The following is a 12,980-nucleotide window of genomic DNA, read 5'->3' as shown; positions in this document are numbered from 1 at the left end:
ACGGAGGAGAAAGCATAATGAAAATACATAATACAACTTATAGCGCCAAACCAGGTGACGTAACTCGCGCCTGGTATATCGTCGACGCTTCTGAAGCACCGCTTGGCCGTGTCGCTGCCCGCGTTGCTACTTTGCTGACAGGCAAAGAAAAGCCGATGTTTACCAGCCATATTGACTGTGGTGATTTTGTCATAATCATTAATGCCAAAGACACAGTCGTAACAGGCAAAAAAACTACCGACAAGATTTACTACCGTCACAGTGGATTCCCAGGCGGTATCAAACAGCGCACCTTTGCGGAACAAATGGAAAAAGATCCGACTCACGCAATCATGCACGCCGTCCGTGGCATGTTGCCGGTTAACAAACTACGTGACGATCGGTTAGCCCGCCTCAAAGTATATGAGGGTGCAGAACACAAACACGAGGCGCAAAAGCCAGTATCAGTGTCTGTCCGGGCAGCCGACCGCGCACCAAAAGCCCGTGCGTCACGTGCAACGAAAGTAGAGGAGAAATAAGATGGCTGATAAAACTGATAACTATTTCTACGCTCTCGGCCGGCGCAAAAGCGCGACGGCCCGTGTACGTATTAGCAAAGGTACAGGGACTATCCACGTCAACGAAAAATCTGCCGAAGAATATTTTGCCGACAGTAAGTATTTACTCGCAAAATTAAACCAGCCGTTTACTGTTTTGGGAACTGAGAATACCTACACTATCACCGCTCATGTGAGTGGTGGCGGTCACGATGGCCAGATCGAAGCCATTCGTCTCGGCATTGCGAAAGCTTTGACAGTTATGGACGAAAATCTCAAAACAACTTTGAAGCGTGCTGATCTTCTCGGTCGTGACTCACGCGAGAAAGAACGCAAGAAATTTGGACTCAAAGGCGCTCGCAAACAGCGTCAGTTTACCAAGCGTTAATATAACCTATCGCTTGCAAAACCCGTGGAGAAATCTACGGGTTTTGCATGTACATGGTGCTCTATAATCTGTATACATGACCAGGTTGTTGACAGCATAAGAATCGTGATCTATAATAGATGTAATGAGTCATATAGTTAACTTCGTTTATTGGTTTGTGTACACCGGCAAGAGCTTGGCTGTTTCTCCTGTACGATCTTCTTATCGCAAGCGGTAAGATACACAGAAAATCCGCCAATCAGGCGGATTTTTATTTCTCAATGTACAAATGCAATCATTAACTAAACTGAAGTAATAGCATCCGGGAAGCGCAAAATACGCGTGCATTACGCCGGACAGCGATTGATTGGCTAACGGCCGTCACCATTAAATTAAGGTATACTGAAACTATATATGACAAAACCCGTAATATTGACTGGCCTCCGCGCCAATAACGACTTACACATTGGCAACTATCTCGGAGCAATGCTTCCCTTGGTCGATATGGCTACAACGAAATCTGATGCCTACCAGATAAATATGTTCGTGCCTGATTTACATAGCTTTACAACGCCAACAGATCACACAAAACTATATAATCAGATTTTAGATAATCTGGCAGTGTTTGTCGCGGCCGGCCTGCCGCTGGACAATGAGCATATACATATCTATAGGCAGAGCTTCGTACCGGCGCACAGTGAACTGGCGTGGATATTAGATTGTTTTGCCGGTTTTGGCGAGCTGAGCCGTATGACACAGTTCAAAGATAAATCCGCCAAACTTAGCGATGACCGCCTGTCCGTCGGGTTATTTAATTATCCGGTACTCATGGCTGCCGATATATTATTATACGACGCGGCGTATATTCCAGTTGGCGACGATCAGACACAGCACCTCGAGTTCACTCGTGATATTGCCGAGCGCATGAACAACCGCTTCGGCAAGCTCTACACCATTCCAAAACCAGTCAAGGAACAGCATGCTTTCTTTGGTAAAGATCAGGGCCTGCGAATCCGCGACTTACACGATCCGACCAAAAAGATGAGCAAATCAGACGAAACCGGCAGAGGCGTCATATTCTTAAGTGATAGCAGCGAAATCGCCCGCAGGAAAATACTATCGGCGACAACAGACAGTATCGGCAAAATCACCTACGATTTAGCACTACAGCCTGGGATTACAAACCTGCTCGACTTACTATCGCTTTTCACAGGCGTACCGATTGCAGATATACGCCAGCAGTACGAAGGCCAAACGCAGTATGGTCCGCTCAAATCTGCCGTGGCCGATGCCATTTGTGCATTTTTGGAAGATTTCCAAATCAAACTCGACAATGTTGATCTACATGCTATCCAAACCAAACTAGAAACCAGTGAAGCGGCGATGCGCCAGCAGGCAAGTGGCGTACTACTTCGCACTCAGGAAGCCGTCGGCCTCAGACAAGCTACCAACCGATGAGTAATCTCGAAATCTCACGTGCCCAGCGGCTTGATCAACGAGTTGTAGAGCAAATGCCGACCTTAACGCGTAATTATGCAGCGACGCTGATCGACGATGGCAAAGTAACAGTGAACGGCGTAGTCGTCACAAAAGCCGGCTACAAAATGAAGCCGGGTGATAAAGTCACTATAGATCATGACGAAGACATGTTTTATGAAATACCGAGCATTGATTTGCAAGTGCTATATGAGGATGATGACTGTGTCGTCGTCAACAAGCCGACAGGGGTGCTGACACACAGCAAGGGCGCGTTTCACGCTGAGGCGACGGTTGCAACCTGGCTGCGCGGCAGATTACGAAGCATGGAGGGAGAACGCGCTGGCATTGTCCACCGGCTGGACCGCGACACAAGCGGCGTCATGATCTGCGCCAAAACACCTGACACGCACAATTGGCTGCAACGGCAGTTTTCACAGCGTCATGCCAAAAAGCAATATGTGGCCGTTATCGAAGGCGTTATGCATCCCGAACAGGCGATTATAGATATGCCGATTGAACGAAATCCTAAAAAACCGCAAACATTTAGAGTTGGTATTAATGGCCGTTCAGCGGTCACGGCCTACGAAAGCATCATGTCTAACGACACCTACACCATGCTACGTCTGCGGCCGACGACCGGGCGAACACACCAGCTGCGTGTACATCTTATGCATTTTAAACGGCCGATTGTTGGCGACAGACTGTACGGCGGACGTACGGCCGATCGACTGTACCTGCACGCCGCAGAATTAACGCTCATACTGCCAAACGGCAGTGAGCGCACCTTCACCGCACCAGTTCCAGATGCGTTTACTGAACTACTGAAAGATTAAGCTAAAGCATGCTAGCTCCATCAAGTCTTATCTTTCATCCACGAACGGCTGTTGCTATAGCTGACTATATGAGGCAGCCGTCTCATGCGCTCCTTATCTCCGGAACAAGCGGCAGCGGCAAAGCGAGTGTTGCCCAGTATATAACCGCAGGCATGCTTGGTCTATCGTCGGATACCCCTGACGCAATTGCTAAGCATCAATACATACGTATTATTCGTCCCATCGACAATAAGGCCATACCAATCGAAACGGTACGCAGTTTACAGCATTTTTTACATCTGACTATTCCCGGCAAAGTAGTACAGAGTTTTTCTCGGGCCGTAATCATCGAAGATGCGCAGTTCCTCACAATTGAAGCTCAAAATTCACTACTAAAAACACTTGAAGAACCGCCGCGGGACACCGTTATTATCATGACCGCATCCAGCATTGATTCACTTTTACCGACAATACAGTCCCGTGTTCGTGAGCTAGCCGTCTTACCGCCCGCGGCCGATACATTAACGGAATATTTCAGCTCACATGGACACAAAAGCAGCGATATTCAGCGCGCCATGATGCTCAGCGGAGAGCTACCCGGCCTGACTGCCGCGCTGCTTGCTGAGGATACAGCCCATCCCCTAGTTGTTGCCACGACGCACGCACGAGGTATTTTGCAGTCCAAAACCTATCAGCGTCTGCTGCTTGTAGACGGTTTGAGCAAACAACGACAACTATGTCTCGACATCCTATACGTACTCGGGCAGATGTCCCGGACAGCAATACGCAGGACCTCCGACCCCAAAGCCATTCAACGCTGGCGTACTGTCATGCAGGCTACATATGATGCGACCGAGCAGCTCCAGTACAACACACAAACGAAGCTGGTACTGACAAACTTGATGCTGAAATTGTAGCTTACTTGAGCCCATGTCGTCTGCTGCGACGACGCAGTTTACCTGCTATAATGGCTGTACATGATAGAACTACTTGTTGTTGCTGGTTTTAGCGCTTTGGCCTATCGTCATGCTCAATTACATGAAGATGAATTTGGTGCCGTACCGCGTAAAGTTGGCGATCGCCTGGGCAAACTCTGGGATATTGCCCACAAAGGCATGCGTGAAAATCGTTTTCTTCGTGCCGAAAAAGCACTTCTGACTATACTTAAAATTGACGAAAAGAACGCAGCTGCTTACAACCGGCTTGGTATACTGTACGCCAAGCAAAAAGAATACAAGGACGCGATTGATTGCTTTGAAATCGCATCCAGTATTGAGGCGACCTCGTCTTCATTACACAACCTCGGGCTCATCTATTACGAAACTGAAAACTATGAAAAAGCAGCTATTGCATTCGAGCAAGCACTGAAGCTGGAAGACGAGCTGGCCGCACGCCACGTCGCCTACGCCAAGGTGCAGGAAAAACTTGGTAATTACAAGCTCATGATCCAAGAGCTCGAGAAGGCCGTTGGCCTCGAACCAAACAAAGAAACCTACACCTTGTTGCATAAAGCGTACATGGCAACTGGCATGCAGGCCGAAGCCGATCTCATCGAGGACAAAATTAAAAAGCTTATTGTGCCAGCAGGTCGCCCCAAGCGAATTGTCCGTCCGAAGCGCGTCGTCATATAGTAAATCAGGATATGCACTTCCAATGGTTGCTGAATGCGGGTCAATTTGATACACTAACATCTGTTAATCAGCGTTAGATATACCGCTTCTTAACAAATCGCCGACATAGCTCAGTGGCTAGAGCGGCTGTTTTGTAAACAGCGGGTCGTGGGTTCGAATCCCTCTGTCGGCTCCAACATACCGAGATACTTGTCGGAGCAAGTTTAACAATTATATATGCAGGGTTAGTGAAGCGGTCAAACACAGCAGACTGTAAATCTGCCCTCTCCGAGTTCGTAGGTTCGAATCCTACACCCTGCACCATTTATTATTGTACAATTCTACACATATCCACAATGCCGCGATAGCTCAGTGGTAGAGCACTTCCATGGTAAGGAAGGGGTCCTGAGTTCAAATCTCAGTCGTGGCTCCAAGATTTAAGTAAGATAGTTCACCTCTGTTAGAAATAACAGAGTTTTTTATTTGCTTACATCCATAAAGGACGTACCTGGTAGCCATGAGATCCTAGAAAAACGAAGTTTATATATTATAATAAAAAGTCTGACACGCACCCAATATGATTTGTTTTCAAAAATAAAAAGCGCAATTAGAAGTTATACAAGCCGGTTACGCACATACGGGCATGACTGCAGATGAACTATACGGCGGCGTGTTGACTCCGTTTATCAAATGCATGACGAGCGTAACTCTGTAGACCGTTCGAGCGCTACACTGTTGAGGATAAGGCAATTCACCTGCAGGGACGGCATAAAGATGGCGGCTCGATCTTTGGCCGTACTGACATCTTGTATCATTTGCAGGTAGTCGTTCAACTGTGCCGTCTCCCCAGTTCCATGTACAACCAATAACAATCGATGGGTCATTGAGTGATATATTTGTGTACTGCGCATAATAGATGTACCGGCCATTGGCGGGTGGTGGCGGACATGGCGGGTAGAACGCACCTCCGCAATTCGAATTATTGGTAAATTCTGCTTGACCCCGCGGAGCCGGACTTGGGCTTGGGCTTGGTCCCGAAGATGCACTTGGGGTGCTCGTTGCAGAACTTAAAGTTGCGATACTTGCGGCTGCAGCCGTTGCCGGATATACCCGGTATGAAAGTTTAACTTCGTTTTTGCCACCGCTTATGCCGTCCCAACGACCATAAAACGTAAAGGTTTTTGCTCCACTATCGTACGTTCCGATAACATTGTACCGGCCTTTTTTACAGTCAGCTTCATAATCATCAAAGTTACGATTGCCTATATCGAAAGAAGCCGGGTAATTAGCACGTTGCAAATTGTTTGCATCACTATCATTTACGCAGAAATACCTGGGGCTGGTAGCGAATATGCCGGCCACTGGATTAGTTTCCGCAAGCGCCATAGATCTCGTTTGCTCAACCTGGCCTTGTAGTATTTGTAGCATTTCAGCTTGTTCTTGCCCGTTTCGAACCGCTTGGGCGCTCTTTTGAGATACTAAAAAGGCACCAGCCAATACGCTACTGATAACGGCCAGTGCTATAAGGACTTCGACAATTGTATCGCCGGATTGATTAAATTTTTTTGACCAGATTTTCATGGTTGACGGGTTGCTCCAATATTTGGCAGGCTATACTCATATCTTACCACAAGCGTTATCTACGGTAAAGCAAGGATATATGCCTGTCAGGCGATGGTAGACTTGCGATCAGGGCCGTTCTCTGTTAAACTAACGGAAACGATTGACATAAGTAACAGACATAAAGGATTAGTCATGGCAAAAAAAGGTGATAAGCGTAAAATCGTAGGACTTGTGAGTGAAGAGTCGGGCGAACGAATCTACTATACGACCAAGAATACTCAGAACACCCCTGAGAAGCTCAGCCTGAAAAAGTACAGCCCGAAGCTGCGCAAGCACGTCGTGTTCCTGGAAACCAAGAAAAACCTCGGTCGCAACGAAGTCAAACCAAAGAAATAATAATATCGCTCAATCAAAAAAACTGCCGGATCCGGCAGTTTTTTATATATACAGTAACCTGCTGCCGCAGCACTTACGACTTTGAATTAGTAGGTGGCTGCGTCAGGTCGATTGCCGTATTGATGAATTCAGCATGGCTCCAGACAAGTGGAGCAACCGAGAGTGGCCCGTTATTGACTGGATTGATCTGCTCGCTGAGTATACCGCTCGGAAACGTCCGGTCCATCGTCCAGCGCATAATACCATGCGCTGCATCTAGCCGATCAACTTTAACGTAATACTGTGCCAGCCATAACGATGTTACAAACCATGGATTTCCTTGATATGATTGGTCAACCGCGAAATAATTATCGTTTTCGTAACGTGGCGAACCGCCACTCGGCGATTTATCGAGCAGAATCGTTTCTATTGCGCGTACTGTAGTTTGAACTTCTGGTGCTCCGAACGGCTTCAGACCGTACATGACCACCCCATACAGGCTTGAGACATCGAGCGTGCTGTCATGTCGTAGCGATCCATCTTCTTGCAGCAAATAGCCTTTGCGGTACAGGCCGCGCCCATTGTCATATAAGACATCACTTGCTTTGGCGATAGTTACTGCGGCCGCCTGCCAATCGTGTGCGTTGTCGGGATATCCGAATTTTTCAGCAAACTCGGCGGCGACGAGCAATGCCTGGTACGTAACCGCGACGGTGTAGGTATTGGTTAGAAATTTTTCTTCCCATAGGTCATACGTCGCGTGCGGCAGATTTGTTTGCGGATCAATAAATTTCGCCATGAAATCGGCGGCCGGTCGAATAAACGTCTCGTACAGCCCTTGCACGAAATCATCATCACCAGTATGGCCGTGATACTCACCGAGCATATAGATAACGCTGGCGGTTTCGTCTTCTTGAATTGCTAACTCAGCACGTTTACCATGGAGCAGCGGGTGCCAGGTACTGCCGATCGCTTTGTCGGGTTGATACTTATGCATCAAATAGCCATCAGGATTCAGGATATCGCGGCAAAATTCGAAAAACTTTTTTGGCTCTTCCGTATAGCCGAGTCGTATGAGCGGCCACATGGCATAAGCGCCGTCGCGCGGCCAGACATAGCTGTAATAATCGCGGCCGTAATTATATATCGACGAGTCGCAGGAGGCGATAATCCCGCCGCGCTTATCAGTGTGAGCTTTGATAAGCATGAGTGACTTTTTAACAAGCGGCTGATACGCTCTGTCCATTGCCTGGATTGCTTGACCGCCGGTACCGAGCCAAGTCTGCCAGTAATCACGAGCCTTATCGAGCCGTAGCGTCAAACCGTCTTTTTTGACGACGTGATGAATCGCTTCTGAGCTTTGCTGGGAATCGGCAGCGGCTATCCAGTAGTCAACCGGCTGGCTCTGGCCGCTAGCGAGCGACAAGGTAAACCGCATCACCGAATCGACGCCGCCATGTTCAACGGCATTATTAGTTAGCTCACCGTCCTCAGCATCTTTGTAGGTACCTTGCTTGCCCTCAATACCATAATTGCCGACCGAGAATTGGTCGAAGACCGCGCCAGTTGCATCTTGGCCATAGATGAGCAGGCAACAGCGGCCTTTGTAATCGAGCAGGTAATTTTCATCAGGTACGAACAGTGCCGTATCAGCTCGGCCAGCTCGTGAGATCTGGAATACCTGGTGCAAAAACAACCGGATTGATCGATCGGTGGACGAGCCATTAGTAATGGTAATCTGCCGGCAAAAAGCATTCAATTCCGGGTCAACGAAGTCAACGGCATGCAGTTCTACTTGGAGCTTTTTATGGACCATGGTGATATTACTGACGAGGGCGTCAGTCTCGAAATCAACCTGTATCTCCCACGAGCCGTCGTCTACCCACGAAAACACTCCATCGATCCAGACGCCGATCATATGGTGCATGCTCCGCGCCGTCGTCAGATTATCAAGGCCAACATAGGGGTAATAAAAATCATGCACCAGACCTTGCTCGTTGAGCCCGACCGTTAAAGCACCATTTCCGAGCATTACAGGTCGGCCCATCAGACAACTCCTTTTTCTTTTAATCGATATGATACATCGTGGTACGCGTTCATGAAATTAATAAAAGCTTCATACGGCGTCGCATACGGACTAAAGTATGCGTGAATATCACCGTCATTAAAATATTTTGTACACATGTAGTAGAAGTGGTCTGATGTCTGCAAACGCCGCCAATCCTCGATCAGCGCCAAATCATTCGTCGCAATGACCCGTTCCTGTAGGCTGTACAGAGCGTGGATAGCTTCTTGCTGCATAGAATTTCCGAGCCAGGCCGATAGGTCGCGTTCCGTATCAGCCCAGGTAACGGTCTGCGGCACAGTCACTTCGTCACGGGGATCAAACGCATCGATAGCTTCGCTGACAGTCATAAATGTATTACCCTCTGTCTTGAGCCATTCCTGCGGGAGATGGTTCAAAAATTCGAATATGCCTGATTCATGCCACTGATGCTCGCCAAACGTTTCATAATCCATGAATAAATTATAGTTCGTCGCATCAGGATCCTGATTGAGCCAATGCGAGAATTTATCGGCCGTCAGAGGCCAGCCTTCCCAGTTTTGATCGCCGAAGCGGAAGGCAATATCATCACTCAATTTATAATTTTTCATGAGCAGGCGGATGTTATTAGTATACGTCGGACGATATACGAAGTTCGGGCTGCGCCAATCAAGTACTTTGTCCCAGCCTTCCGCCAAAATACCCTTATAGCCTGCTTTGTCGGCCCAATAGGCAAGGTCATTGTTGTACGCAAGCTCAGTGTTGCGAAATACCTTTGGCGTCTGCCCGAACAGCTGCTGCACCTTCTCACGGTGCATACGCACCTGTAGTTCGAATTCTGCCCGTGAGTAAAAAAACGCCAAACTGTGGTGATATGTTTCACCGACGATTTCCACCTGGCCAGTTGCGACAAGATCTTTGAACGACTGCAATGCCTGCGGGGACCATTTCTCCAGCTGTTCAAGAATCGTACCGGTAATCGACATGCTGACTTTGAACTCCGGATGATTGCGTAGCAGTGTCAGCAGCCGCTCGTTGGTAGGCAAATATGACTTCTCGGCGACCTTCTGCAGGATGCGTTCGTTGCTCTCACGACTGTCATAGGCCGCATCGAAGTAATCGTGGTTTTTGCCAGCATCAAAGATTGTGTAGTGACGTATACGATACGGTTGATGAACGTGGAGATAGAGGACTATGGCTTTCATGCGTATACTCCGACGATTTGCCGCGGCAGATGCGGATCAGCGGCGTGGTGGTTGTACAAATGCAGCAACTTGTCAGCCGCATCATTCCAAGATAGCTGCAATAGCTCGCGGTAGGCATTGTGATGAAGTTCCTCAAGGAGGCTGCGGTCACGGACGGCAGCGGTAATTTGATTGGCCATGTCAGCCACATCCCATGAATCAACACGCAGGCAATTCATGATCGCTTCACTGACACCCGACTGGTGACTAATGAGAGCCGGTGCTCCGTATTCAATCGCTTCGAGCACGGTCAAACCGTACGGTTCAGACACTGACGGCATAACGAACAAGTCGGCAATGCCGAAGCTGTCGCGCCAGTTTTTGCCGCGCTGGAAGCCGGTAAAAATAACGTTTTTTGATATACCAAGATCAGCGCTGAGCGCAATCAGTTCGTTATACTGCTCACCACTGCCAACGAGTAAAAATATCGTTTTTGGCTGGCGTGCGATGACCTCACGCGCCGCATGCAATAAGTTAAATAGGCCCTTTTGTACGGTCATGCGGCCGACATTGGTAACTATCCGCCAGCCATCGTCTTTGAGCGACTGTAAGTAATGGTACGCATTGCTATCATCAAGCGGTGTCATCAGGCTGCGATCAATACTATTGTGAACGACATCAATTTTATCGCTGGGAATGTCGTAATCTTTCATGATCATTCGTTTGGTGTGCGCGCTGACAGCGACGATACGATCAGCCATCAAGAACGCCAGAGCTTCAATTTCACGGACAAGCGGATTGCCGTCATTACCACCGGCACGGTCACGTTCGATAGAGTGTACATGCAGGATGAGTGGGCAGCCTGACTGTGCTTTTGCTCGGAGTCCAGCTCGAAATGTCAGCCAGTCGTGAGCATGTATGACATCAAATTCGCGGCTATCTACCAAGCGGCCGACTGATTTTTCGAACATCCGCTGCTGGCCAACGATATCATGCCACTCTTCGTGTCCATCTGTATACACATATTTGTGGCTGTCGTACACGCCGCCTGCTTCCACTATCGTCTCGACACCTTGCGGAATAGCGGCGGTGATTTCCATGAAGTCTATATCATGTTCGGCAGCGTAGGGAAGTACGAACTCGATATCAACATCTGGTCGTTCTGAGAGAGCCTTACATAGCTGGTAGCAAGCTACCCCAAGTCCTCCGCTGTTATATGGTGGCAATTCCCACCCAAGCATCAAGATTTTCATCCACTACCCATATCAAGCGCTTATGTTATTAAGTTCAGTATATGAAATATTTCACACAAGCACAACCACAATAAAGTTCAATGCCAGTTGATATAACTCATTACGATATCTACGCTCGCTAGAGAGTTATGCCAGCAATGATCATTCTATGATCAGATCCCAAATAAGGTGATATGGCTAGTTTAGTCACAGGGTTATAATAATTACATATGTTCTACGCCATGAATCATCAAGCATAAGTATAACGAAAGCGAATTGCCTGTCATGCAAGGATATACTATGATGTATATAACTGAGGTATACTAAGCGTGTTTTTAAAGTTTCCATTTGAATTTAATGATTCCGTACAGCAAACGGCACTTATCGTGAACACGGTGCTGCTTATAGGTGCCCTGATTGCAGTGGAGCTGGTATACGCGGAGTCAGCACCTGAACAACGTAAGCACTTACGGCTATTCATGCCACTCTTCATGGTGCTCGTCGGAATTTTGTTGTACGCCGTCATTAAGCAAGTCGGGAAGTCGTAGATGAAGCCGAAAGATTTTCGTCGTATCCGGATGCCGTCTGCTCAACAAATGCGACAGACGATGCGCGACCGCTTTACGGCGCCACTTCTAAGAGAAGACCTCTCGGACAAAGCAACTAAGTCTGCCGTCCAGGCAGCGCCATTTAAGGTTGCCCCAAACGCATCCGAAACCGAAGCAGTAGCTGCTGCTACGAATACAACACGGAAAAAGCCTGTCAAACCGTTCAAAGTAGGGCAGAAGGCTCCGAAGAAATTGGAAGTCGCTACACCTACTGCGCTTACCGCTACAGACGTGTCACCAACTGACATAGTCGACAACTCCAAGCTCAAAAAGTCGATAACTCCTCCTACTAATATTACTCAGGGTACAAATTCCACCGGTTATACCGGGCAGCATTACGGCCGTAATCTATGGCTATTCGTATGGATCATCGTAGTCATCGCTGCATCGCAGCTAGCGCTGTTTGTGAATCCGCTTATCGGAGTGTATGTAAATGCTGCTGTTTTCGCTAACCTAACCTGGCTGGCGGTACGCCAGGAACGGGCCCGGCAGTTCTATATTGTCATTGCCATCATACCGCTGACAATGCTCGTCAGCCTAAGTTTGCCAGAAATGACCGTATTTGTCCGTACGACAGTGCTTGTAGTTATCTTGCTAGCGCTTGGGCTGATTTACCAGTACTTATTTACACTAGATTATCCGACAGACGGCAGCCGCATGAGAATGACTCGCCATGGCTACTTATTTGCTATACCATTTATGTTGATCCTAGGACAGTTCATTGGTTTGTTAGGCTATGCATTACTACGCAATCAGTATGATTTCCGGGATAGCTCACTATTACTAGTCGCGCTCGGAGCGATTGTTTTTGCCATCGCCGAAGAAATATTTTTCCGTGGGCTTATACAGCAGCGGGCAATGCTGCTACTGCACCCAATACTGGCAGCGGTGCTGTCGGCCGGATTATATGCCGGCATGTCATTTGGCCATCGTGGCGGTATGTTCACGCCGGTACTTGGTGCTATCCTGGGTATTGTGCTGGCTGCAGTGTATTACAAGAAGCAGAACGTGCTACTGACAATCAGCGTCAATGCCGCTGCCAAGCTGACGTATATCGGGCTTGTGGCGGTATTTGTATTGCAGTAAAAGACAATTGACTCATGGGGAAACAGTTACAGTCTGATCTCCTCCTCCATCCGATCGGCTGACCGTGGAACGTATATAGGGTCA

At 48.1% G+C, this 12,980-nt stretch carries 13 protein-coding genes and 3 tRNA genes; 12 read left to right on the top strand and 4 right to left on the bottom strand.

Going from position 1 to position 12,980, the window contains the following annotated elements:
* Positions 1-17 precede the first annotated feature (17 nt).
* The 9 genes from rplM to VF575_01710 all read left to right on the top strand — a co-directional run bounded on the left by rplM (position 18) and on the right by VF575_01710 (position 5,237).
* Positions 18-518 carry a 50S ribosomal protein L13 gene (gene rplM / locus VF575_01750; GenBank protein ID HEX8182304.1) on the top strand — a complete coding sequence of 167 codons (501 nt, stop codon included), beginning with the start codon at positions 18-20 and terminating at the stop codon, positions 516-518.
* A 1-nt stretch (position 519) separates the two neighbouring features.
* On the top strand, positions 520-924 hold the full coding sequence (gene rpsI, locus VF575_01745) for a 30S ribosomal protein S9 (protein ID HEX8182303.1): 405 nt from the start codon (positions 520-522) through the stop codon (positions 922-924).
* A 393-nt stretch (positions 925-1,317) separates the two neighbouring features.
* Entirely contained in the window at positions 1,318-2,361 is a 1,044-nt protein-coding gene (trpS, locus tag VF575_01740) for a tryptophan--tRNA ligase (GenBank protein HEX8182302.1), read from the top strand.
* Entirely contained in the window at positions 2,358-3,215 is an 858-nt protein-coding gene (locus VF575_01735; protein HEX8182301.1) for an RluA family pseudouridine synthase, read from the top strand. Before trpS ends, VF575_01735 begins: the two co-directional genes overlap by 4 nt.
* A 68-nt stretch (positions 3,216-3,283) precedes the next feature.
* On the top strand, positions 3,284-4,111 hold the full coding sequence (locus tag VF575_01730) for a hypothetical protein (GenBank protein ID HEX8182300.1): 828 nt from the start codon (positions 3,284-3,286) through the stop codon (positions 4,109-4,111).
* A 60-nt stretch (positions 4,112-4,171) separates the two neighbouring features.
* Positions 4,172-4,825: a tetratricopeptide repeat protein gene (locus VF575_01725; protein HEX8182299.1), complete on the top strand. Its 654-nt coding sequence runs from the start codon at positions 4,172-4,174 to the stop codon at positions 4,823-4,825.
* A gap of 99 nt (positions 4,826-4,924) precedes the next feature.
* Positions 4,925-5,000, top strand: a tRNA-Thr gene (locus VF575_01720).
* Positions 5,001-5,043: 43 nt separating this feature from the next.
* Positions 5,044-5,128 (top strand) — tRNA-Tyr (locus tag VF575_01715).
* A 34-nt stretch (positions 5,129-5,162) separates the two neighbouring features.
* A tRNA-Thr gene (locus VF575_01710) sits at positions 5,163-5,237 on the top strand.
* A 194-nt stretch (positions 5,238-5,431) separates the two neighbouring features.
* Here VF575_01710 and VF575_01705 read toward each other — a convergent pair.
* A complete protein-coding gene (locus tag VF575_01705) occupies positions 5,432-6,385 on the bottom strand; it encodes a hypothetical protein (GenBank protein ID HEX8182298.1) in 954 nt (317 codons plus the stop codon).
* Positions 6,386-6,478: 93 nt separating this feature from the next.
* Here VF575_01705 and rpmG point away from each other — a divergent pair, with 93 nt between their 5' ends.
* Complete coding sequence (rpmG, locus tag VF575_01700; protein HEX8182297.1) at positions 6,479-6,763, top strand: 50S ribosomal protein L33; 285 nt, start codon at positions 6,479-6,481, stop codon at positions 6,761-6,763.
* Between the two features lie 73 nt (positions 6,764-6,836).
* On the opposite strand, the gene VF575_01695 is transcribed toward rpmG, so the two are convergent.
* Genes VF575_01695 through VF575_01685 form a run of 3 tightly spaced genes read right to left on the bottom strand, consistent with a single transcriptional unit; the run spans position 6,837 to position 11,223 of the window.
* Positions 6,837-8,789, bottom strand: coding sequence for a glycoside hydrolase family 15 protein (locus VF575_01695; protein ID HEX8182296.1), 1,953 nt, complete (start codon positions 8,787-8,789; stop codon positions 6,837-6,839).
* Positions 8,789-9,991, bottom strand: coding sequence for a glycoside hydrolase family 57 protein (locus VF575_01690; GenBank protein ID HEX8182295.1), 1,203 nt, complete (start codon positions 9,989-9,991; stop codon positions 8,789-8,791). Before VF575_01690 ends, VF575_01695 begins: the two co-directional genes overlap by 1 nt.
* Positions 9,988-11,223 (bottom strand): glycosyltransferase family 4 protein, encoded by a 1,236-nt coding sequence (locus VF575_01685; protein HEX8182294.1) that lies wholly within the window; start codon positions 11,221-11,223, stop codon positions 9,988-9,990. Before VF575_01685 ends, VF575_01690 begins: the two co-directional genes overlap by 4 nt.
* 308 nt (positions 11,224-11,531) lie before the next feature.
* On the opposite strand from VF575_01685, the gene VF575_01680 reads away from it, so the two are divergent.
* Positions 11,532-11,750, top strand: a complete 219-nt coding sequence (locus VF575_01680; GenBank protein ID HEX8182293.1) for a hypothetical protein — start codon at positions 11,532-11,534, stop codon at positions 11,748-11,750.
* The gene (locus VF575_01675) at positions 11,751-12,896 is read left to right on the top strand and encodes a type II CAAX endopeptidase family protein (protein HEX8182292.1); all 1,146 of its coding nucleotides are present in this window, start codon (positions 11,751-11,753) and stop codon (positions 12,894-12,896) included.
* The last annotated feature ends 84 nt before the right edge of the window (positions 12,897-12,980 follow it).

The sequence above is a fragment of the Candidatus Saccharimonadales bacterium genome (assembly GCA_036388415.1).
Taxonomy (GTDB): domain Bacteria; phylum Patescibacteriota; class Saccharimonadia; order Saccharimonadales; family UBA4665; genus UBA4665.
This window is presented reverse-complemented; position numbering and strand designations above follow the sequence as displayed.